This window comes from Amycolatopsis sp., assembly GCF_035276945.1.
Taxonomy (GTDB): domain Bacteria; phylum Actinomycetota; class Actinomycetes; order Mycobacteriales; family Pseudonocardiaceae; genus Amycolatopsis_E.
Genome location: NZ_DATELF010000012.1, coordinates 40,926 through 62,403, shown reverse-complemented (window position 1 = coordinate 62,403; position 21,478 = coordinate 40,926). Strand labels below are relative to the sequence as shown.

Annotated in this window: 16 protein-coding genes; 6 read left to right on the top strand and 10 right to left on the bottom strand. The window is 68.1% G+C overall.

What is annotated here, in order from left to right; genetic code table 11:
- Both VJT49_RS01755 and VJT49_RS01750 read right to left on the bottom strand, forming a co-directional pair.
- A partial coding sequence (locus VJT49_RS01755; protein WP_324162414.1) for a RidA family protein occupies window positions 1–309 on the bottom strand: 309 nt, incomplete at its 3' end.
- Complete coding sequence (locus tag VJT49_RS01750) at window positions 309–1,067, bottom strand: IclR family transcriptional regulator (protein WP_324162412.1); 759 nt, start codon at window positions 1,065–1,067, stop codon at window positions 309–311. The genes VJT49_RS01755 and VJT49_RS01750, both read right to left, overlap by 1 nt.
- A 107-nt stretch (window positions 1,068–1,174) precedes the next feature.
- Between VJT49_RS01750 and VJT49_RS01745 the strand changes: the two genes are divergently transcribed.
- From VJT49_RS01745 to VJT49_RS01730, 4 genes are all read left to right on the top strand, one after another.
- Window positions 1,175–2,473, top strand: a complete 1,299-nt coding sequence (locus tag VJT49_RS01745; protein ID WP_324162410.1) for an amino acid deaminase — start codon at window positions 1,175–1,177, stop codon at window positions 2,471–2,473.
- 10 nt (window positions 2,474–2,483) lie between these two features.
- Complete coding sequence (locus VJT49_RS01740; RefSeq protein WP_324162408.1) at window positions 2,484–4,076, top strand: D-aminoacylase; 1,593 nt, start codon at window positions 2,484–2,486, stop codon at window positions 4,074–4,076.
- On the top strand, window positions 4,073–5,458 hold the full coding sequence (locus VJT49_RS01735; protein ID WP_324162406.1) for a gluconate:H+ symporter: 1,386 nt from the start codon (window positions 4,073–4,075) through the stop codon (window positions 5,456–5,458). The genes VJT49_RS01740 and VJT49_RS01735 overlap by 4 nt, the downstream gene beginning before the upstream one ends.
- 103 nt (window positions 5,459–5,561) lie before the next feature.
- Window positions 5,562–5,945, top strand: coding sequence for a beta-propeller fold lactonase family protein (locus VJT49_RS01730; RefSeq protein ID WP_324162404.1), 384 nt, complete (start codon window positions 5,562–5,564; stop codon window positions 5,943–5,945).
- A 7-nt stretch (window positions 5,946–5,952) separates the two neighbouring features.
- Here VJT49_RS01730 and VJT49_RS01725 read toward each other — a convergent pair whose 3' ends face one another.
- The 3 genes from VJT49_RS01725 to VJT49_RS01715 all read right to left on the bottom strand — a co-directional run bounded on the left by VJT49_RS01725 (window position 5,953) and on the right by VJT49_RS01715 (window position 8,804).
- Window positions 5,953–6,411, bottom strand: a complete 459-nt coding sequence (locus tag VJT49_RS01725; RefSeq protein ID WP_324162402.1) for a YbjQ family protein — start codon at window positions 6,409–6,411, stop codon at window positions 5,953–5,955.
- A 144-nt stretch (window positions 6,412–6,555) separates the two neighbouring features.
- The gene (locus VJT49_RS01720) at window positions 6,556–7,221 is read right to left on the bottom strand and encodes a response regulator (protein ID WP_324162400.1); all 666 of its coding nucleotides are present in this window, start codon (window positions 7,219–7,221) and stop codon (window positions 6,556–6,558) included.
- Complete coding sequence (locus VJT49_RS01715) at window positions 7,218–8,804, bottom strand: sensor histidine kinase (protein WP_324162398.1); 1,587 nt, start codon at window positions 8,802–8,804, stop codon at window positions 7,218–7,220. Before VJT49_RS01715 ends, VJT49_RS01720 begins: the two co-directional genes overlap by 4 nt.
- Window positions 8,805–8,961: 157 nt before the next feature.
- Between VJT49_RS01715 and VJT49_RS01710 the strand changes: the two genes are divergently transcribed.
- The gene (locus VJT49_RS01710) at window positions 8,962–10,323 is read left to right on the top strand and encodes a cation:dicarboxylate symporter family transporter (protein ID WP_324162396.1); all 1,362 of its coding nucleotides are present in this window, start codon (window positions 8,962–8,964) and stop codon (window positions 10,321–10,323) included.
- Between the two features lie 245 nt (window positions 10,324–10,568).
- Here VJT49_RS01710 and VJT49_RS01705 read toward each other — a convergent pair whose 3' ends face one another.
- From VJT49_RS01705 to VJT49_RS01695, 3 genes are all read right to left on the bottom strand, one after another.
- The gene (locus tag VJT49_RS01705; RefSeq protein ID WP_324162394.1) at window positions 10,569–11,027 is read right to left on the bottom strand and encodes an SRPBCC family protein; all 459 of its coding nucleotides are present in this window, start codon (window positions 11,025–11,027) and stop codon (window positions 10,569–10,571) included.
- A gap of 34 nt (window positions 11,028–11,061) precedes the next feature.
- Complete coding sequence (gene uvrA, locus VJT49_RS01700) at window positions 11,062–13,917, bottom strand: excinuclease ABC subunit UvrA (protein ID WP_324162392.1); 2,856 nt, start codon at window positions 13,915–13,917, stop codon at window positions 11,062–11,064.
- 122 nt (window positions 13,918–14,039) lie between these two features.
- Window positions 14,040–15,290 carry an acyltransferase gene (locus tag VJT49_RS01695; protein WP_324162391.1) on the bottom strand — a complete coding sequence of 417 codons (1,251 nt, stop codon included), beginning with the start codon at window positions 15,288–15,290 and terminating at the stop codon, window positions 14,040–14,042.
- Window positions 15,291–15,400: 110 nt separating this feature from the next.
- On the opposite strand from VJT49_RS01695, the gene VJT49_RS01690 reads away from it, so the two are divergent.
- The gene (locus VJT49_RS01690) at window positions 15,401–16,078 is read left to right on the top strand and encodes an MBL fold metallo-hydrolase (protein ID WP_324162389.1); all 678 of its coding nucleotides are present in this window, start codon (window positions 15,401–15,403) and stop codon (window positions 16,076–16,078) included.
- Between the two features lie 526 nt (window positions 16,079–16,604).
- On the opposite strand, the gene VJT49_RS01685 is transcribed toward VJT49_RS01690, so the two are convergent.
- Both VJT49_RS01685 and VJT49_RS01680 read right to left on the bottom strand, forming a co-directional pair.
- Window positions 16,605–17,660, bottom strand: a complete 1,056-nt coding sequence (locus VJT49_RS01685; RefSeq protein ID WP_324162387.1) for an SWIM zinc finger family protein — start codon at window positions 17,658–17,660, stop codon at window positions 16,605–16,607.
- The gene (locus VJT49_RS01680) at window positions 17,653–20,589 is read right to left on the bottom strand and encodes a DEAD/DEAH box helicase (protein WP_324162386.1); all 2,937 of its coding nucleotides are present in this window, start codon (window positions 20,587–20,589) and stop codon (window positions 17,653–17,655) included. The genes VJT49_RS01685 and VJT49_RS01680 overlap by 8 nt, the downstream gene beginning before the upstream one ends.
- Between the last annotated feature and the right edge of the window lie 889 nt (window positions 20,590–21,478).

Here is a 21,478-nt window from a genome sequence, read left to right as displayed (position 1 = left end):
GGCGTGCGGCGCGTCGCCGATCAGCTCGTTGTAGACCTCGTTGAACGGCGCGAAGTGCGCGGTGTCGGTCAGGTACACCCGGACCATGATCGCGTCGGCGAGGCTCGAGCCCGCCTCCGCCAGCACGGCCTCGATGTTCTTGAACGTCTGCCGCGTCTGGCCGACGACGTCGTCGCCGACGATCGCGCCGGTGGCCGGGTCGAACGCGACCTGGCCGGCGACCTGCAGCAGGTTCCCCTTGCGGACGGCCTGCGAGAACTTCGCCGGCGGCTTCGGCGCGTTCTCGGTGGAAACTGCCGTCTTGCTCATCAGTGCCCCTTTCCGTTCTCCGTCCATCCACTGTGGACGGAAGCTTCCTTCGTGGCGGCCCGGAGTTCGGGCACCAGCGCTAGCAGGCCTTCGTAGTCTAGCAGCACCTTCGGCACCGACATCGACGCCGCGGCCAGCACCTCGCCGCCGGCGCCGCGCACCGGCGCCGCGATGCAGTGGATGAAGTCCTCGTGCTCGGCGTTGTCCACCGCATAGCCCTGCTCGGCGACTCGCGCCAGCTCGGCCAAAAACTCCTCGCGGTTGGTAATCGTGTTGCCGGTCATGGCCACGTAGTCGAGGCTCGCGGCCACCTCGGCGCGGCGTGCCGGATCGAGCGCGCTGGCGAGCACCTTGCCCACCGCGGTGCAGTGCACTGGGGCGCGCTTGCCGATCCGCGAGTACATGCGCACCGAATGCCGCCCCTCGTACTTGTCGATGTAGACGACCTCGCCGTCCTCGTAAGTCGCAAGGTGCACGGTGTGTCCGGTGCGCACGTTGAGCTCGGACAGCGCGGGCGCCGCGCCGCGCCGGACATCGCGGTCTTCCAGAGCGCGGTTGGCCAGGTCGAACAGCGCGCTGCCCAGCAGATAGTGCCGAGGCCCATCGCGCCGGACGAAATGGTGCGTTTCGAGCGTGCGCAGCAGCCGCAGCACGGTGGACTTGTGCACCTGGAGTTCGGTGGACAGTTCGTCGAGGGTGCCCATGCCCCGGGCCAGCGCCCCGAGCACGCTCAGCCCGCGATCAAGACTCTGACTCACCTTGACTCTCCCCGGCGATATTTGACCCGAACGAGCGACAGTGCTAGATCTACAGCACTCATCATATGCAACAAACATTGCACATTACGCAACGGGGTGACCTTACCATGCCGGAGCCCGTTTCCGGGTGCTCGATGGACCACACCGCGGTGGCGGCGATCGGGGAGGAACGGCTGGACTGGCGGTTCAGGTCGGTCCCCTCGTGGTTGTGGGGCCTGACGCTCGCGGAAGCCGCCGGACGGCGGCCCAACCTGTTCACCGACGGCTTCGTCGGGCCGATCGTGGTGCTGGAGGCCGACGCGCTCGAACACAACCTCCGCACGATGTCCGCTTGGTGCGCCCAGCATGGCCTGCGGCTCGCGCCGCACGGCAAGACCACGATGGCACCCCAGCTGTTCGCCCGTCAGATCGAGCACGGCGCCTGGGGCATCGCCTGCGCCAACGCCGGGCAGCTGCGCATCTACCGCGCCTTCGGCGTGTCACGGATCGTGCTGGCGAACCAGCTCGTCGATCCGGCCGCGCTGCGCTGGTTGTCGGCCGAACTGGAGGCCGACCCCCGGTTCGAGTTCAGCTGCTGGGCCGACTCGGTTCGTGCGGTGGAACTGATGACGGAGGCCCTGCGGGGGGCGGACCGCCCGGTCGACGTGCTGGTCGAGCTGGGCGGGTCAGGAGGGCGGACCGGCGTCCGCGAGGAAGAGACCGCGTTCGCGATCGGCACGGCGGTCCGGGACAGCCCGGTGCTCCGCCTGGCCGGGGTCGGCGGGTACGAAGGGGCACTCGCGCACGACGCCGGCAAGCAGTCCCGCGACATCGTCGCCTCCTACCTGCGCAGGCTGAAGGCGCTCACGATCGCGTTGGCGGACTCGTACGAGACCGAGCAGGTGATCGTCACGGCGGGTGGCAGCGCGTTCTTCGACCAGGTCGCCGAGGAACTGGCCACCGGCTGGCCCGCGGAGCTGGCGGTCGTGCCGGTGCTGCGCAGCGGCGCCTACCTGACCCACGACGACGGCTTCTATCGCGAGATCTCCCCGCTCGGGGACCATCCGCGGATCATCGGCACGCCGCCGTTCCGTCCGGCGCTGCGGGCGTGGGCTCAAGTGACCTCCAAGCCGGCAAACGATCTCGCGCTCCTCACCCTCGGCAAGCGGGACGCGTCCTTCGACGAAGGACTGCCCGAGCCCCAGCTGTACCGCCGGGGCGACACCGCGGCGAAACTCGCGGGACACACCGTCACCAAGCTCAACGACCAGCATGCCTTCGTCGCGCTGCCCGCCGGCTCGCCCCTGGCAGTCGGCGACTGGGTCGGCCTCGGGCTTTCCCATCCCTGCACGGTGTTCGACAAGTGGCCGCTCATTCCCGTGGTGGACGGCGAGACCGTGACCGAGTTCGTCCGGACCTATTTCTAGGGAGTCCGTCGTGGACACCGTCTTCCGTGGTGCCCAAGTCGCCGACGGCACCGGCGCCGCGCCGTACCGCGCGGACGTCGGCGTCTCCGGCGACCGGATCGCCGAGATCGGGACCGGCCTGACCGGGCGCCGGATCGTTGACGCCGGAGGCCTCGTACTGGCGCCTGGCTTCATCGACATGCATTCGCATTCGGACCTTCAGATCCTCGTCGAACCCGGCCACGTCGCGAAGGTCTCCCAAGGCGTCACGACCGAAGTACTCGGCCAGGACGGGCTGTCCTACGCCCCGGTCGACGACACCACGCTCGCGGCCTTGCGCGGGCAGCTCGCGGGCTGGAACGACGACCCGGCGGGTTTCGACTGGAACTGGCGCTCGGTCGGCGAGTACCTCGACCGGCTCGACCGGGGCATCGCGGTGAACGCGGCCTACCTCGTGCCGCAAGGCTCACTGCGGATGCTCGCGGTCGGGCTGGACGACCGGCCCGCCACCGAGTCCGAACTGGACACGATGCGCGAGCTGGTGGCGACCGGGCTGGCGGAAGGAGCTGCCGGCATGTCGTCCGGGCTGACCTACACGCCCGGAATGTACGCGAGCACGGACGAGCTTGTCGCGCTCTGCGAAGTGGTCGGACGGCATGGCGGCTACTACAGCCCGCACCACCGCGGCTATGGTGCGGGCGCGCTGGCGGCGTTCGGCGAAATGATCGACGTGGCACGGCGGGCCTCGTGTCCCCTGCACTTCGCGCACGCGACGATGAACTTCTCGGTCAACAAAGGGAAGGCACCCGAGCTGCTGAACTTGATCGACCGAGCGCTCGACGACGGCGCGGACATAAGCCTGGACACCTACCCGTATCTGCCCGGCGCGACCTACCTCTCGGCGCTGCTGCCGAGCTGGGCGGCCGAAGGCGGCCTCGACGCGACCATCGCCCGTCTGTCCAATATGGACACCCGGGAGCGGATCCGCCAGGAGATCGAGGAAACCGGGTCGGATGGGGCACACGGCGTCCCGATCGACTGGGCGGTCATCGAGATCAACGGCGTGCGCCGGCCGCGCAACACCCACCTGGTCGGCCACAGCATCGCCGAATCCGCCCGCAGGGCCGGCATTCCGCCCGCGGAGCTGTATTTCGACGTGCTGATCTCCGAGCGGTTCGGTGCCTCGTGCCTGATGCACGTCGGCCACGAGGAGAACGTCCAGGCGATCATGCGGCACCCCACGCACACCGGGGGCAGCGACGGGCTGCTGGTCGGCGACCGCCCGCATCCGCGCGCCTGGGGCACCTTTCCCCGTTACCTGGCCCGCTACGTGCGGGAACTCGGCGTGCTGGGACTCGCGGACTGTGTCGCGCATCTGACCGGCCGGTCCGCGAAACGGCTGAAGCTGGCCGGCCGCGGGCTGGTCAAGGAGAGTTACGCGGCCGATCTGGTGCTCTTCGACCCGGAAACCGTGCGCGACACCGCCACCTTCGACAACCCACGGCAACGGGCCGAGGGCATTCCGTACGTCTTCGTCAACGGCGTCGCGGCCATCGACGACGGCAGACCGACGGGCGCGCTCGCCGGGCATTCGCTGCGCAACCGAACTGGAGGGACCGCTTGATCCACTGGCTGCAGCACACCACCGGCGGGCTGCTGACGCTCGCCGCCGTGTCCATCGCCGTCCTGTTGCTGTTGATCATCAGGTTCAAGGTCGAGCCGTTCATCGCGCTGATCGTGGTCGGCCTGCTCACCGCGCTCGCCGCCGGGCTGCCGGTGGGGACGATCGTCGGGACCGCCCAGAAGACTTCGGATTCCTTGCTGGAAAAGGGTTTCGGCAGCATCCTCGGGCACGTCACGGCGATCATCGGGCTCGGTACGCTGCTCGGCGCGATCCTCGAGAAGTCCGGCGGCGCCCGCGTGCTGACATCGGCGCTGTTGCGTGCCTTCGGGGAGAAGCGGGCTCCACTCGCGATGGGGCTGTCCGGGTTGATCTTCGGTATCCCGGTGTTCTTCGACATCGGGATCTTCGTGCTGGCGCCGCTGGTCTACGTCGCCGCGAGGCAGGGCGGCCGGTCCATCCTGCTGTACTGCCTTCCGCTGCTGGCCGGGCTGTCGGTGACCCACGCGTTCATCCCGCCGCACCCCGGCCCGGTGGCCGCGGCCGGGCTGCTGCACGTCGATCTCGGCTGGGTCATCCTGATGGGCGCGGTCTGCGGCATCCCGGCGTGGTTCATCAGCGGTGTGCTGTTCCCGTCATGGATCGGGAAGCGGAAGTTCATCCCCGTCCCGGAGGAAATGATCGTCGAGGACTCCGAAGAGGAAGAGGAGAACCCACCGTCGCTCGGCCTTGTGTCGGCGGTCATCGCCACTCCGCTCGTGCTGATCCTGGCCGGCACGTTCGGCAGCATCTGGCTGCCCCAGGACTCCGCGATCGCCGGGGTCGCGGCCTTCCTCGGCACGCCCGCGGTCGCGTTGACGATCACCGTGCTGCTGGCGTCCTGGCTGCTGGGCATCCGGCGGGGCATGACCGGCGCCCAGCTGGCCGAGCTGTCGGCCGCCTCGCTCCGCCCGGTGGCGATGCTGCTGCTGGTGGTGGGCGCGGGCGCGTTCTTCGGCGCGGTGCTTTCGGCCACCGGGATCGGCAAGGCGGTCGCGGGCTCACTGCACGATGCCGGGCTGCCGGTGATCTTCGCGGCCTACGTGATCAGCTGCGGGCTGCGGATCGCGCAGGGTTCGGCGACCGTCGCGATCGTGACCACCGGCGGGATCATCGCACCGACCATCGGCGATCTCCACTATTCGCAGGTTCAGCTGGCGCTGCTGGTGGTCGCCATCGCGGCCGGTTCGATCATCGCCTCGCACGTCAACGACGGCGGATTCTGGATCGTCTCACGGTATTTCGGTATTTCGGTCGCCGACACCCTGAAAACGTGGACCGTGCTGGAAACCCTGCTGTCGATTTCGGGTTTCGCCGTCGCCGCCGTGCTGATGGCCGTGATGTAGGCGAGGCCCAGATAAGGTCCAGACGTCCTGTGAAATTTTCGCCGGACGGTGCTTTACGCGACCAACGAGCGCACCAAAGGCACGGTGACCGAGCAGTGGATGCGTGGACCCCGGTGCGGACGCCGTGTACGTCCACCGCCTCCGCGACGGAAAGCTCGCGCGGCATCAGCGGCTCGTGCTGCCCGCCAAGTCCGGACCACGGGATCTGGCGTGCCATCCCCGGCGGTCGCCTGGCCTACCTGGTGTGCGAGTTGAACCCGGAGGTCGTGCCCGGCTGGGATCCCGCGCACTGACCCGGCTCGCCGGAAACGTTCCGGCCGGCGGGAGCTGGCCGCGGCATCTCGTCCTGGACGGGCAATGGATGTACGCGTCGAACCAGCGGTCGGGAACGGTGACCTGGCTCCCGGTCGGTCCGGTCACCGGATTGCCCGGCGCCGTCCAGGGATCGCTCACCGTCCCCGCCGTGGCGACGGTGCTGTTGGGCTAGCGGCGCCTCACTGCTGCTGCGAGTAGGCCTGTTGCTGGTACTGACCTTGGGGCTGCTGCTGGTACTGGGCGTGCGCGGCCTGCTGCTGCGCCGCCTGGTGCCCACCTTCGGCTCCCTCGGGCACGACGTAGACGGCGGTTCCGTAGGCGGCGATCTCGCTGGCGGTGTTCGCGATCTCGTTGCAGTCGAACCGAAGCGCGAGCACGGCGTTGGCCCCGTGACCCATCGCCTCCTGCGCCAGGCGGCCGAGCGCCTCGTACCGCGAGTCGGAGAGCAGCTTCGACAGCCCCTTCAGTTCACCGCCCGCCAGTGCCTTGAAACCGGCGCCCATGTTGGAGAACATGTTCCGGCTCCGCACAGTGAGTCCGAAGACCTCCCCGAACACCCTGACCACCTTGTAGCCCGGCAAATCGTTCATCGTGGACAGCAGGATCGGAAACTGCTGCGGCTGGTATGGCTGGCTCATGCCGCGGATCGTACAGTGCCTGTAATCGCACAGTGCCTGTAGTAGATATCAGGCCCGTAGATACCAATCCGGCCGACAGTGGCGCGGAGCCTGAAACGCGGCTCGGCCGCCGGTCCGGACTTTCGGTCTCGTTGGTGCGAGGAATCAGTTCACCGGGCGGTACCAGACCTCTGGCCTGCCCACTTGGCCGTACCGTGGCTCTCGTTTCGCCAGCCCGTTGTCGGCCAGATACTCCAGATAACGCCGGGCCGTCACCCGCGAGACACCCGTCGCGGACGCGGCCGCCCCCGCGGAAAGGCCGTTGTCCTCCGCGCGCAAAGCGGCGACGATCGCGTCGAGGGTCTGCCCGCTCATTCCCTTCGGAAGCGCTTGCTGCGCCGAAGGGCGCAGGGTGGCCAGCGCACGGTCGACATCGGTCTGGTCCGCCGCGTGCCCGGCACTGCGGCGAAATTCGGCATACCGTTCCAGCTTCTCGCGAAACGACGCGAAGGTGAACGGTTTCAGCAGGTACTGCACCACCCCGACGGACACGGCCGCCTTCACCACCGCGAGATCACGCGCGGAGGTCACCGCGATGACGTCGACCGTGCTGCCCGCCGCGCGCAACGCCCGGCACACCGCCAGCCCGTGCGTGTCCGGCAGGTAGAAGTCGAGCAGCACGAGGTCGACGGCTTCCCGCTCACAGAACCGCAACGCGTCGGCGCCCGAATGAACCACGCCGGCGACCTCGAAGCCGTTCACGCGCTTGACGTACTCACGGTGTGCCTCGGCGGCCACCAGGTCGTCCTCGACCACCAGCAGCCTGATCACCGCGGCGCCGCCGGGATCCGCACGGTGAACACCGCACCGCCGTCGTTGCGCAGGTCGATGCTGCCGTGGTACCGCCGGACCACCTGACCGACCAGCGCCAGGCCGAGCCCCCGCCCGGCCGGACAGTCGTGGGGTTTGGTGGACCAGCCGCGCTGAAACGCCTCGCTCCTGGCCGCGTCAGCCACTCCGGGGCCGGTGTCGGCGACCCGGATCAGCAGCTCGGCACCGTCCATTCTGGCCGTTACGGTCACCTTGGGCTTGGCCGTCTCCGTGCCTTCGATCGCCGCGTCGATCGCGTTGTCGACGAGGTTGCCGAGAACGGTGACCAGATCCCGCGATTCGATGTCCAGCTCGTCGAGCGCGGTGTCGTCGGTGAGCACCAGCTCCACCCCTCGTTCGCTGGCTTCGGCCGCTTTGCCGAGCAGAAGCGCGGCGAGCACCGGCTCGGACACCGCGCCGACGACCCGGTCGGTCAGCCGTTGCGCGATTTCCAGCTCGGCGGTGGCGAACTCGACCGCTTCGCGCTCGCGTCCCAGTTCCACCAGCGACACCACGGTGTGCAGCCGGTTCGCCGCTTCATGCGCCTGCGAGCGCAGCGACTCGGCGAGCCCGCGGGTGGTGTTCAGCTCCCCCGTCAGCTGCTGCAGATCCGTGTGGTCGCGAAGGGTGATCACGGTGCCCGGCGACCGCTCGTCGGAGTGCACCGGGGCGGTACTCACCACGAGCACCCGGGTGTCGGTCACATGGATCTCGTCGGTACGCGGGAACTGCGCGGAGAAGGCGTCCGCGAGTGAGGCGGGCAGGCCGAGTTCGGCGACCGGCATCCCGGCCGGATCCTCGGTGAGCCCGAGCAGGTCACGTGCGCCGTCGTTGCACAGCACGACCCGCTGATCGGCGTCGACCAGCACGAGCCCTTCGCGGACCGCGTGCAGCGTCGCCTCGTAGTAGGCGAAGATGCCGGCCAGTTCGGCCGGCGCCAGCCCCCGCGTCTGCCGCCGCAGTCGCGCGCTGACCCAGAAGCTTCCCGCGACGCCGACCGCGAGCGCGACGGTGGCCACCATGATGACGGCGGAGAGCTGGCCGGCCAGGTCGGCCGAGATCACCTCGGTCTTGATCCCGACCGCCACGAGCGCGACGACCTTCCGGTTGCCGTCGAAGACCGGGACGATCGCGCGTTTGGAAGGCCCGAGCGTGCCGGTGTAGGTCTCGACGTAGGTCTTGCCCTGCTGGGCCTCGGTGATGGTGCCCAGGTAGCGCTGGCCGACCAGCGCGGGGTTCGGGTGGGTGTACCGGATCCCCTCCGGGGTCATGATCGTGATGAAGTCCACCTGCGTGTCGGCGAGCACCTGTCCGGCAAGCGGTTGCAGCTGGGCACTGGGATCCGGTGTGGACAACGCGGCGAGCACGGCGGGGCTGTCGGCCATGGTGTGCGCCACCGCGGTCACCTCGTCGCCCGCCCGCCGGTCCGCCGCGGCGGCGGCGTTGACGTAGGCCAGCACTGCGCCCACCGCGACCAGCACGACCACCCCTGCCACCTGCAACAGGAGCAGCTGCCGCGCGAGGCTCCGGCGCCCGTTTCCCATGCCCAGAATGTAACCGCCGCCCACGCCGGGCCCACGTCCGCTCCGCGAACTCAATGAACACAACCGTGACCCTGCTCATAGGCACATCCGATAGTGGCCACCATCCGCGCCCGCGCCACCCACGGGCACGCACAGGATCGGACTATTGGAGGCAAAGGTGCCGACACCGCCTTCGGCCGACGCCACGCCACGGCGCCGAGACCGGACTCATTACCTCTATTTCGCGGTGGTCGCCGCGGTCGTGCTCGGCGTGATCGTCGGATTCGCCGCGCCGGACTTCGCCAAGGGCCTCAAGCCCCTGGGCGACGGATTCGTGAACCTGATCAGGATGATGATCTCGCCGATCATCTTCTGCACCATCGTGCTCGGCATCGGATCGGTGGCCAGGGCGGCGAAGGTCGGCAAGGTCGGCCTGCTCGCCATCAGCTACTTCCTGGTGATGTCCACGTTCGCGCTGTTCATCGGCCTCGTCGTGGGAAACCTGCTGCACCCGGGCTCGGGCCTGCACCTCGACCCCGCCTCCGCGGCGAAGGCACACCAGCAGGCCACGTCGGTGGGCAGCACGGACTTCCTGCTCGGCATCATCCCGAACTCGCTTCTCTCGGCGTTGACCTCGGGCTCGGTACTGCAGACCCTGCTGGTCGCGCTGCTGGCCGGGTTCGCGGTGCAGAAGCTGGGCCGCGCCGGCGAGCCGATCCTGCGCGGGATCGAGCACGTGCAGAAACTGGTGTTCCGGATCCTGGCGATGATCATGTGGGCGGCGCCGATCGGCGCGTTCGGCGCCATCGCCGCCGTGGTCGGCAACACCGGGTGGGCGGCGCTGCGCGGCCTGCTCGTGGTGATGCTCGGCTTCTACATCACCTGCGTGGTGTTCGTGTTCGCCGTACTCGGCGCCGTGCTGTGGCTCGGGGCACGGCTCAACATGTTCAGCCTTCTGCGCTACCTCGGCCGCGAGTTCCTGCTGATCTTTTCGACCTCGTCCTCGGAGTCCGCGCTGCCCCGGCTGATCGCGAAGATGGAGCACCTCGGGGTCAGCAAGGGCGTCGCCGGGATCACCGTGCCGACCGGCTACTCGTTCAACCTGGACGGCACGTCGATCTACCTGACGATGGCCACGCTGTTCATCGCCGCCGCCCAGGGACAGCCGCTGTCCGTCGGGGAGCAGATCCCGCTCCTGCTCTTCATGATCATCGCTTCGAAGGGCGCGGCGGGTGTCAGCGGCTCCGGGATCGCCGCCCTCGCCGGCGGGCTCCAGTCGCACCGGCCGGAACTGGTCGGCGGTGTCGGGTTCATCCTGGGCATCGACCGGTTCATGTCGGAGGCCCGCGCGCTGACCAACTTCGCGGGCAACGCCGTGGCCACCGTGCTGATTGGAGTCTGGACCAAGGAGTTCGACCGGGCCAAGGCGGGACTGGTGCTCTCCGGTCAGGACCAGTTCGACGAGACGACCTTGCTCGACGAGGACCATCCGAAGGAAGGGGCGAAGACGGACATCAAGGTGCCCGTCTCGGCGGGCTGACGCCCGTGGGTCGGGGCCGCCGTCCCCCGTCCAGGGCCGCGGCCCCGACCCGTCTCCGTCATTCCGGCACGTGGATCACGCCCAGCTTGCCGGCCTCGTCTCCGGCACGCCCGGGTGAAACCGGCGATCTCCCGGCCTCCGGCCCCAGTGGTGAGCAGGGCCAATGATCTTCCCGTGAGGCCAAGCCCCGACCGGGCCAAGGGCGTCAGGGGGTACTTCTTTTTTCCCTTTCCCCCGGAACATGTTCACGGTCCGGCATGCGCCGCGCAGAGCAGACATCTCAGACCGCGATGGCCCCGGCGCATCATCAGGGCGTGGTTGGCCCGGAACAGCGGCCGCGCGACCGGGGAAAGGCGGCGCAGCAACGGTTTCGTCACCAGGACGTGCTGGGTGATGTGCAGCCAGGTACCCTCGGCACCCCCGGTCACCAGCGCGGCCAGCGAGCCCTCCAGATCCCCGGCCAGCTGCACGCGCAACCGGCCCGCCGGCACGTTCTGCTCCGCGCGCCGCATGCGCACCACCAGCCGATACGGCAGGGTCGCCCGGCAGACCAGTTCCGCGGTGTCGTCGTCGACCCGCTTCACCGACCGGACATCCGGCCACCACCGGGGGTAACCGGCCAGGTCGACCACCGCGTCGAACACCAACCGCGCGGGCGCGGCGATCAGCCAGGTGTCCCGGAAGCGGTAGGTGTGAAGCGGCACACGGAAAGTATGCCCGTTTTCTGCCCGCCCGGACCTATCCCAGGACGGTCTGCAAGAACTTTCCGGTGTGGCTCTCCCCGACGGTCGCGACGTGTTCGGGGGTGCCCTCGGCGACGACCGTCCCGCCGCCGGATCCGCCTTCCGGTCCCATGTCGATGACCCAGTCCGAGGTCTTGATGACGTCCAGGTTGTGCTCGATGACGATCACCGTGTTGCCCTTGTCCACCAGCCCGTTGATCACCCCGAGCAGTTTGCGGATGTCCTCGAAGTGCAGGCCGGTGGTGGGCTCGTCGAGCACGTAGACCGTCTTGCCCGTCGAACGCTTCTGCAGCTCGCTGGCCAACTTCACGCGCTGCGCCTCCCCGCCGGAAAGGGTCGGCGCGGGCTGGCCGAGCCGCACGTACCCGAGGCCGACGTCCACCAGCGTCTGCAGGTGCCGGTGAATCGCCTTGATCGGCTCGAAGAACTCGGCGGCCTCCTCGATCGGCATGTCGAGCACGTCGGCGACGGTCTTGCCCTTGTAGTGCACCTCGAGCGTCTCCCGGTTGTAGCGCGCCCCCTTGCACACTTCGCAGGGCACGTACACGTCGGGCAGGAAGTTCATCTCGATCTTGATGGTGCCGTCGCCCGCGCACGCCTCGCACCGGCCGCCCTTGACGTTGAAGGAGAAGCGGCCGGGCTGGTAACCGCGAACCTTCGCCTCGGTGGTGGCCGCGAAGAGCTTGCGCATGTGGTCCCACACGCCCGTGTAGGTGGCCGGGTTGGAGCGCGGGGTGCGGCCGATCGGCGACTGGTCGACCCGCACCAGCTTGTCCACCAGGTCGAGCCCGCGCACCCTGGTGTGCCGGCCGGGCACCTGGCGCGCGCCGTTGAGCTTGTTCGCCAGCACGGTCGCGAGGATGTCGTTCACCAGGGTCGACTTGCCCGAACCGGACACGCCGGTGACCGAGACCAGGCAGCCGAGCGGGAAGGACACGTCCACCCCGCGCAGGTTGTGCTCCCGGGCGCCGACCACGGTGAGCTGGCGCTTGCGGTCGGCCGGGCGCCGGATCGCGGGCACCGGGATGACCTCGCGGCCCGACAGATAGGCACCGGTCAGCGAGTTCCTGCTGCGCAACAGTTTCTGGAAAGATCCACTGTGGACGATGTGCCCGCCGTGCTCGCCGGCGCCGGGCCCGATGTCGACCACCCAGTCGCTGGCGCGGATGGTGTCCTCGTCGTGCTCGACGACGATCAGCGTGTTGCCGAGGTCGCGCAGCCGCGTCAGCGTGTCGATCAGCCGGTGGTTGTCGCGCTGGTGCAGACCGATCGACGGCTCGTCGAGCACGTAGAGCACGCCGACCAGACCCGAGCCGATCTGGGTGGCCAGCCGGATCCGCTGCGCCTCGCCGCCGGACAGGGTGGCCGAGGCGCGGTCGAGCGAGAGATAGTTCAGCCCGACGTCGAGCAGGAAGCGCAGCCTCGCCTGGATCTCTTTGAGCACCGCACCGGCGATCATCTTCTCGCGCTGGCCCAGACTCAGGCCGTCGAGGAACGTCGACGCCTCCTCGATGGACAGCGCGCAGACTTCGGCGATCGAACGCTCGCCGTGCTCAGCGTGCTCGAGGGTGACCGCGAGGATCTCCGGTTTGAGCCGGGTGCCCTGACAGGCCGGGCATGGCACCTCGCGCATGTAGCCCTCGTAGCGCTCCCGCATGTACTCGGACTCGGTCTGCTCCTGGCGGCGCTCCAGGAACGGGATCACGCCCTCGAAGTTGGCGTAGTACGAGCGCTCGCGGCCGTAGCGGTTCCGGTAGCGCACGTGGACCTGCTCGTCTATGCCGTGCAGGACCGCTTTCTGTGCCTTGGCTGGCAACTTCCGCCACGGGCTGTCCATCCGGAACCCGATGGTCTCGGCGAGGGATTCGAGCAGGCGCTGGAAGTACTCGGCGCTCTGCCCGCCCGACCACGGCGCGATGGCGCCCTCGGCCAGGGACAGCTCGTCGTCCGGCACCACCAGCTCCGGGTCGACCTCCTTGCGGACGCCGATGCCGGTGCACTCCTGGCACGCCCCGTAGGGGGAGTTGAAGGAGAAGGACCGGGGTTCGAGGTCCTCGATGGCCAGCGGGTGGCCGTTGGGGCAGGCCAGGTTCTCGGAGAAGCCGCGGGTTCGGTGCGAATCGTGCTCGGGGAGGTCGACGAACTCCAGCTCGACCAGCCCGTCGGCGAGCCGGAGCGCGGTCTCGACCGAGTCGGTCAGCCGCTGTTTGGAGGAAGGCTTGACCTGAAGGCGGTCGACCACGACCGCGATGTCGTGCTTCTCCTGCTTCTTCAGCTTCGGCGGGTCGGTGAGCTGGTGGACCTGCCCGTCCACGCGCGCCCGCGAGTAGCCCTGCTGCTGCAGGTTGGCGAACAGGTCGAGGTATTCGCCCTTGCGGCCGCGCACCACGGGCGCGAGCACCTGGAAGCGGGTGCCCGGCTCCATTTCGAGCACCTGATCGACGATCTGCTGCGGGGTCTGCTTGCTGATCGGCTCGCCGCACTGCGGGCAGTGTGCCTTGCCGGCCCTCGCATAGAGCAGGCGGAGGTAGTCGTAGACCTCGGTGATGGTGCCGACGGTGGAGCGCGGGTTGCGGGAGGTCGATTTCTGGTCGATGGACACCGCGGGCGAGAGGCCCTCGATGAAGTCGACGTCCGGCTTGTCCATCTGGCCCAGGAACTGCCGCGCGTACGCGGACAGGGATTCCACGTAGCGGCGCTGCCCCTCGGCGAAGATCGTGTCGAAGGCCAGGCTGGACTTCCCGGAACCGGACAGGCCGGTGAACACGATCAGGCTGTCCCTGGGCAGGTCGAGATCGACGCTGCGGAGATTGTGCTCGCGAGCGCCACGAACAACGAGGCGGTCAGCCACGCCAAGGTCCCTTCGCTGGTCTTTGTCCCCAGTGTTATCGCCGAACGCGCGACGTGCTGGGTCGGTCCACGCGCACTCGTCACCCGGTAACACTCGGGCCGGTCGAGCCGGCCGCAACCATGCTAGGACGGACCACCGACAGAAACGGGAGCCGGACCCCGGCTACTTTCCGGGCGACGGATCTGCGAGTCCGGAGGCAGGTGTGGCGCCGGCGCCACGGCCCGGCGGGGCCGGGTGAGCCACCGGTGCGCCGGCCGCTCCACCGCCACGGTGAGCAGCCAGCCGAGGCCGATCGAGGCCGCGATCACCACCGGCAGCCGCTCCCAGCCCGTGAAACCCGCTTCGAGCAGGGCCTTCGCCAGCAGGTAACCCAGCTCCTGGTGCAGCAGGTACACCCCGTAGGAGATGCCGGCCAGCCAGGTGATGACCGGGGCGAACGGGCGCAGGAACGTCCAGTCCGGCCCCTTCGCCGCGGCGCAGATTGTGATGAGCATCACAGCGAAGCCGAGGATGGACGGCATCCGCGCGGGATCGCCGGGAAGCGCCATGTGCTCCGGGTACAGGTGCAGGTCCTGTGCGCAGACGGCGGCGCCCAGGAGCAGCGCCAGGTGCCGGCCGCTCATCCGGTCGCGGGCCCACAGCCAGATCGCGATCCCGGCGGCGAACGCGTGCATCCGGTGCAACCCGAAGCCGTTGATCACGGCGTACGCCCACGGCGACGGATTGTGCACGCCGAAGACCCAGAACCGGAGCACCAGCGGCCCGAGAACCATGCCCCACGCCAGCCCCTGGATCCGGCGGCCGGTGCGGAACCAGCGCGTGCGCGACCACAGCAGCGCGGCGCCGGTGAACACCAGCAGCTGCACCGGCAGCGTCCAGTACGAGCCGTCCAGCCAGATGAAACCGTTGTGCCAGCCCTGGATCATCGCCAGGTTGACCAGCAGGTCCCAGCCCACCGGCACGTACCACGACGACACCCAGGCCCGGCCGTCCGAGGTCGGCCCGAACAACAGGTTCCACAAGCCGCCGTGGAAGCCCTGGCCGTTGAAGGCGGTACTGGCGATCCGCATGACCAGGTAGGTCAGCAGGACCGCGGCGAGGTAGGGCGGCACCAGGCGGGTGATCTTGCGCCACCACCAGCGTTCCGTGCGGCCGCGGCGGACCGACTGGCAGACGAAGTAGCCCGAGATCACCATCAGCGCCGCCGCCCCGTACTGGGCCGTCACCTTGAACGGGTAGTTGTCGAGTTCGGAGTGTGCGAGCGGGCCCTGGTGGGTGATGTGCCCGAGCATCACGGACAGCACCGCGAAGACTCGGACGGCGTCCCAGCTGATGCGCCTGGGCTGGTGCGCGGACACGGCGGAGCTGAGCACTGGCTTCCTGCAAGATCGAACCGGCGGGGCCGCCCGAGGCTACGTTACGAATCTGAGATACAGCTGAACGGGTGGAACCGCCGCCGGGCACACCGACTAGCGTGGGGTGGGTGAACGTCCTAGACGACTACACGGGGCACGTCGAGCCCGGCGGTGACGCGGCCAGGCGCACACTGAATGCGCTGACCATCACGAAGCTTTCCGTCGGGTCGATGGACAACAACACCTATCTTCTGGTGTGCCGGGCACAGAACCAGGCCCTGCTGATCGACGCCGCCGCGGACCCGGACCGGATTTCCGACCTCATCGGCCACGGCCCGGACCGCCCCGCGCTCCGCACCGTGGTGACCACCCACCAGCACGCCGACCACTGGCAGGCACTCGGCGCCGTGGCGGGCGCGAACGGCGCCAACACCGCCGCCCACCCGGCCGACGCCGGGCCGCTCCCGGTCCCGCCGGACTTCCTCCTCGAACAAGGCGACACGCTCACCGTCGGCGACTGCCCACTCGAGGTCATCCACCTGCGCGGGCACACACCGGGCTCGATCGCCCTGCTGTACCGGGACCCGTCGGGGCCGCCGCATCTGTTCACCGGCGACTCGCTGTTCCCAGGCGGTGTCGGGCGGACAACAAATCCGACGGACTTCACCAGCCTCATGGACGACCTGGAGGAGAGGGTGTTCGGCGTCCTGCCGGACGACACGTGGTTTTACCCCGGTCACGGGGATGACTCCGTTCTCGGTACGGAGCGGCCGAAGATCCCTGAGTGGCGAGAGCGCGGTTGGTGAGCTGAGGAGGTTTCCGGGCCGGGGCTGCCTACCGAGTAGGCGGCCCCGGCTTGCTGTTAGGGCAGCGAAACGGGGCCTGAACGGACGGCGGAGGTCCGCATGGCTACGAATCCTGCCAGGCCCGGTGACGCGGAGAAACGCGTCCTCGCCGACTTCGCTCACTCGACCGGCCGCATACGCGGTCCTCACGACATCCCCCACCAGACGATGGCCGACCTGGTGGCGCAGTGGTCCCTATCTTGGTCATCGTGCGAGCCGCTGAGTGGTTCGGACGTGTGGGGGTTCGAGCACTATGAGCAGACCATTTCGTTGTTGTTCCGCTCATGGTCGACTTGGTGCGCGCCGACGTCGAGTGCATGGGTGCCGAGCCGGACAGCACGGAGACCTGCCGGGGGTTCGTGACCTTGGCGGGTCTTGGTGAGGGGGCATTGCGTGGCCACCGCGGCTGGAACGGCCCGTGTTGGTGTGGTTCGGGCGGCCGGTGTATGGGGTGTTGCGGCGGCGGGGTCTGTTGGTGGTGTTTCGTTCAACTGGTGATGGTGATGGTGATTTCGAGGCCCAGGATGTCCTGAAGTGCTTCGGCGAGGTCGAACTCGACCGTGTGTGGGTCGTTTTCGTGGTAGGTGAGGTCGACCAGTAGTACCGCGTCTCCTCCCACACGGGGGTTGACGGCGTTGTAGTGGTGGAGCAGGGATTCGACCGCTACGTGGTGGAGTTCAAGCATTGCTTCCAGGTCACGCCCACGGGTGGCGCCGGTCAAGGGTTGGCGGCCGCTTGCACCGAACGCCAGGTAGGCCGGCCGTAGCAGATCGGTGAGGACGCTGCCGCGCACCGTGGTGTCGACCGGTGGTAGCTGATCGAGCAGAGCGGTGCTGTCGGTGTGTGCCGGGCTGCTCCTGGGGATCTCGGCTTGCGGGGTGAAGTAGGTGTCGAGGCAGTCCGCCAGGGGTGGGCCGACACGCTCGACGTGATCGGCGGCCGGCGCGCCCGCGGTGCGCGCCGCTTGCAGGTTGGCCAGGAGGTCGTCCCGGTCGCGCCCGCGCCAGGTGAGGATGGCGAACGGGTCGTCGTCGAATGTTTCGGCCAGGAGATAGAAGACCGCAGCGATGTGCTTGCACGGGACTTCGGCATCGGGGCAGGAGCAGTCCATGGACAGCTCCGCGGCCGCGGTGGGAAAGAGAGGGAGCCCGAGGGCGGTGAAGACGTCTTCGATGTCGTCGGGCATGTCACCGGCGAGGAGTTTGGCGGTGTACCAGGCGTTGTCGGCGAGTGCGCGTTCGAGTTTGGCCCATTCGAGCTTGCCGAAGGCGGTGATGCCGATGCGCACGCGGTAGGGCCGTGCTCTGCTGCCCTGGACCCGGGCGGTGACGGATCCGGCGTCGATGTCGAGCGAGATGACCTGGCCCTTGCGGGCGTAGTTGCGGCCTCGCTGGAGCCGGTTGCCCATACCGATGTCTTCGAGCACGGCGACGAAACGCCCTGACCACCAGGTCTGACCGATCGCGCCGCGAGTACTGCGGGCCTTGAGGCCGCCCTCGACCGCGCGGGGGCGGGGCGGCGGGGGGTACCAGTCGCTACTCACCGACGGCTCCTTCGGACAGGGTGAACAACTCACGCAGGTCGCGTGCGGACAGTTCGGTCAGCCAGCCTTCTCCGTCGGAGACCACGAGGTCGGCCAGGGCTTTCTTCTCCTCGATCATGTCATCGATCTTTTCTTCGAGGGTTCCGGTGCAGATGAACTTGCGTACCTGCACGGTGCGTTTCTGGCCGATACGGAAAGCGCGGTCGGTGGCCTGGTTTTCCACGGCGGGATTCCACCAACGGTCGAGGTGGATCACCTGGTTGGCCGCGGTGAGGTTCAGCCCGGTACCGCCCGCCTTCAACGACAGCAAGAAGACCGGCGGACCGTCGTCGGACTGGAATCGGGTGACCATTTCGTCGCGACGCTTCTTCGGGACACGACCGTGCAGGTAGGCCACGTCGGTGCCGAAACGCGCGGACAGGTGTGGCAACAGCATCTCGGCGAACTCGGTGAACTGGGTGAAACACAGCACCTTGTCACCCTCGGCGAGGATCTCGTCGAGGATTTCCTCCAGCCGGATCACCTTGCCCGATCGCCTGCCGACCGTTGACCGGTCGTGCAGCAACTGGGCCGGGTGGTTGCACACCTGCTTCAACTTGGCCATCGCGGCCAGCACATTGCCGCGTCGTTGGATGCCCTCAGAATTTTCGATCTTGTCCATCATGTCGTCCACAACGGACTGATACAGCGATGCCTGCTCGGTGGTGAGCGGGCAGTACTGCTTGATCTCGATCTTCTCCGGCAGATCGTCGATGACGGCGGGATCGGTCTTGAGTCGCCGCAGGATGTAGGGGCGGGTGATCGTGCGTAACCGCCGTGCCGGCTCGGTCTGGCCGTAACGCTCCACTGGAATCGCGTAGCGCGTGTGGAACAGCTCCGAACTACCGAGCATCCCGGGGTTGAGAAAGTCCATAATGGACCACATTTCGGCCAGCCTGTTCTCCACCGGCGTGCCGGTCAGCGCGACACGGTGCCCGGCAGCCAGCCTGCGCACCGCCCTGGCGGATTTCGACAGGCTGTTCTTGATCGCCTGCGCTTCGTCCAGCACTACTCGCTGCCACTCGACACCGGCAAGTTCATCGATATCGCGAGTCGCCGTGGCGTAGGTGGTGACAACAAGATCGGTCTCGGTCAGCCTGCCCCGCAGCACCTCGTCATGCAGCCGTTCCCGTCCGTGATGGGCATAGACCCGCAGCTGCGGGGCGAACCTCACGGCTTCCCGCTGCCAGTTACCCACCAACGACATCGGGCACACCAGCAGCGTGGGCCCGGCACCGGGATCGCCCGCGCGATGCACGGATTCCAGGGCCAGCAACTGCACGGTCTTGCCAAGGCCCATATCATCGGCAAGACACGCGCCGAGCCCCAGCGTCGACAAGAACGCCAGCCACGACAGGCCCCGCTGCTGATAGGGCCGCAACTGCGCCTGGAAACCCGCCGGTACAGGAACGGGGCGCAGAGACTGCGCCGCGGTGCCGTCGAGGATCTGACCCAGCCACCCGTCGGCGTGCACACCAGTCAGAGGCAGCGGCAGGTCCAGGTCATCCGGGTGAGCGGCCGCCAGAGCGAGGATCTCGGCCGCGGTCTTACGCCCTGTCGGTTTGCGCCTGAGAAACTTCAAACCCCGCTGCAGCTGCTCAGGGTCGACCGCCACCCACTGGCCACGCAGCCGGACCAGCGGCGCCTTGGTTTCGGCCAGCGCCGCGATCTCCTCATCGGTGAGCCTGTCATCACCCACCGCCAACCGCCAACCGAACTCGACGAGCTGGTCCCGACCGAACTTGCTCTTCTTCCTGACCACCCCGTCCACCGGCGTGTGCGCCGAAAGGACAAGCCCGAGCTGGCGGCGCTGGTCCCACCACGAAGGCAGCATCACCCCGAAACCAGCCTCGTCGAGCACAGGTGCGGCGACCGACAGGAAATGGTAGGTGCCCTCGACATCCAGCTCAAGCGCGCACGGCCGGGCCTGACGCAAACCCGGCACCAGCTCGGGATAGCTACGGCTGGCCCGACCCAACTCGGCCAGCAACAACTCCTGCGGACGCGCGATCCACCGGCTCAGACTGCCATCGTCGTCCCAAACCTGCGCCGCAGGCACCAGCAGGCTCGGATCCTCCACCGACTGCAACAGGAACTCCAGGCACCACCCAGGCTCTTCCCCCTCGGAGACTTCGGTGAGCCGGAAAGTCGCCCGCGCCGGCCCCGTCCGCCCAGTACCAACCTCACCCCACGGCGCCAGTGCCTCGGCAAGCACGTCGACATCGTCGGTCTCGGCGTCGAACCGCCCGTCCGGAGCGCAAAGGGCGGTTAGCCAGGCCTCAACCACGGGAAGCCGCTTGGGGCGGCGACCTCGCCGCGGCGGCACCAAGTCGGCGGGCAGCACCTCGCGCGCGGCCGCGTCGACCAGCGCGCGCAACGCGACGGTGACCAGTTCGTGCGGATCGTCGTGGCCCGGCACCGCCCGGCACACCGGGGGCATCGCGGTGACGAGGGAGTGCACCGCGACGACATCGCGTCCCTGCAGCACCGGCCGCCACTCGGCAACCACGCCGATCTCGTCGCGCTCAAGCGTAGGCAACACCCGACCACGAGCCACCAACTCACGCGCAAACGCGACGATTTCACCGAGATAGTCCACTGAAGCGCCGTAACGCACGTCCCCGATACGCCCCTCCAGCGCGGACAGCGCCGAGCACGGATCCAGGGTGACAACAGGAACGGTCCAGGGCAGCAACGCGGGTTTCGACTGAGCGAGCGGGCGTGGCGTGACCCGGATCAGCTCCGGCGAATCCAGGGGAGCACTGCGCAGTGACGGCAGCAACAGGACCACGTCACCGGCCTTGCCGGCGTGCAACCCGGTAAGCGTGCCTGCCGGCACGGCAAAAGGATGCCGCCGCGCGACACGCAACGCCTGACTCGAACTCTTCACCACCCGATCCGAATCCTCAGCCCACAAACACAACCCCACCCCAAACGACCAAAACCCGTGCACAACCAGCATCCGCAAACCTCCCGCAAGAGGGCAACTGAACGCGCCCGAGCGTAGCCGCCACACCCCACAAACCCACAACCACCACCCCACCAACACCACCAACCCCAGACAAACCCCGACCCCAGGTGAACGTCAAAGTCGGTTTGTGCTGGTAGCGGCTGCGATGACGGGGAGGATTCGGGTTCAGTCGGCGGCGATGCGTTTCCAGCGCCACTGGCCAAGCAGATCGCACTGCTCAATCAACCCACCAACAACCAACGACCACCAAAAGCCAGACACAGCAACCCACACGAAGACCCCAACACCCTCGCCCACCACAAAACCGGCCAACCCACCACATCTGCTACTCAACCGCCTCACCCGGTACGTCAAGATCAAGTTCAGGAACAGGCTCTGACCTTGAGTTTTAACCGGTCTGTCGTGGTTTGGTGTCTCTCTTTTTGTGATGGGTGGGGTGTTTGTATGCCTGGCCGGTGGCCAGGATGTGTCCGACGCGGTGGTGTTGTGCGGGTTTCTCGTTTTTCGGGCCGGGTGGCCGCCCGGGACCCGGGTCGGGATGGTTTTGGTGCACTGGCTGGGGAGGGTGTCTTCGTGCGGAGGTTGCGAAACCCGCGCCGTACTCGGGCGGGTGTGCGCCGGTCGGGCTGGACTGGCTCTTCCCAGGGCGGTCGCAGGTCGGTGGTCAGTGGCCGGGCGAGGCGGAGTTGGGTGTGCACGGTGATCACCACCAGCCAGGTCCAGCGGTCGGCCGCCTCGGGTGCTCGTAGCTTGGGAACGGTACCGCCCAGGGTCTGCTTGAACAGCCGGAAGGTGTGCTCGATGTCGG